1 protein-coding gene is annotated in these 1,095 nt (G+C 68.9%); it reads left to right on the forward strand.

All coding sequences use genetic code 11. From position 1 onward, the window contains the following. On the forward strand, window positions 1-681 hold a 681-nt coding region (locus MJ785_RS20560; protein ID WP_239382414.1), incomplete at its 5' end, for a Uma2 family endonuclease. Window positions 682-1,095 lie beyond the last annotated feature (414 nt).

Consider the following 1,095-nt stretch of genomic DNA (forward strand, 5'->3'; position numbering starts at 1 on the left):
CCCCACCCCGCCTCCCCCGCAGCCACGCCCCAGCTGCTGCGGGCCACCGCTACACTGAAGATCGGATCCTGCTCGGGCGTCCCAGCGGGCAGCGCAGGGGAGGTCGACGTGACGATCGTGCACCCGGCCCCTCCGCTGCTGGTCCAGCTGCCCGGACGGGCGCTCACGCTGGATGACGTGACTCAGCTGGCCACGGCCGACGAGCTCCACCGATACGAACTCGCCGAGGGGAATCTGCTGGTCATGCCGCCAGCCGACGCCGAACACGCCGCGCTGATCACACAGATCATCGTATGGCTGGTCACCCACGGCCACAGCGCAGACCGGGTGCTCGCCACGCCGGGCCTGCGGATCACCGAGTCCTCCAGCGGCCGTAGCCCGGACGTTCTCGTCCTGTGCCGCCCGGCCCCACGCGGCACCGTCTGGATCGACCCAGCTGACACCCTGCTCGTGGTGGAGGTCGTCTCACCGGGATCGGAGAACCTCGACCGCATGATCAAACCGGGTGAGTACGCCCGCGCCGGCATCGCCCGGTTTTGGCGGATCGAACGTGACCGCGGCCCGGCGACAGCGCACATGTACGCACTGGGCACCGACGAGCGCGGCGAACCGGCCTACATCAGCCACCGGGCCACCCTGCTCGACGAACTCCTCGCCGCCGCACCGCCGCACCTGCCCTGACGCCACGGATCAGTTCCTCGGCACGGCTCCGCCGAGGGCGGCCGGTTCCGGCACGGAGGCGGCTTGGGCGGTCTTCCCGCCGCAGCGTGGCGCGGCTGCCTCGCACCGATGCAGCCTTCCTCATTCGGGCCAGCCACCACAACCGTTGCCTGGGAGCTCCTGGTCCGCACCGCAAGTAGCAGTCCGCCCCAAACCGCGGCAGGATCCCAAACAGTGCGGTCAATGCGGCGGTAACATCGGCAGTCCGGTGGCTCCACTACTTCGGTCTGGTGTCGAGACCCGCGGACTGGTCGTATTGAAGGGGCGGGGTCAGTACGGACAGACGCTACGCCAACATGGGTTCAGGTTCACGGTCAAAAAGATCGGACCCAAGAACAGCGACGAGCTCGGCGGCGTGTACGTGTACGTTGCCTG

The organism is Protofrankia sp. CiT1, from assembly GCF_917627335.1.
Lineage (GTDB): Bacteria > Actinomycetota > Actinomycetes > Frankiales > Frankiaceae > Protofrankia.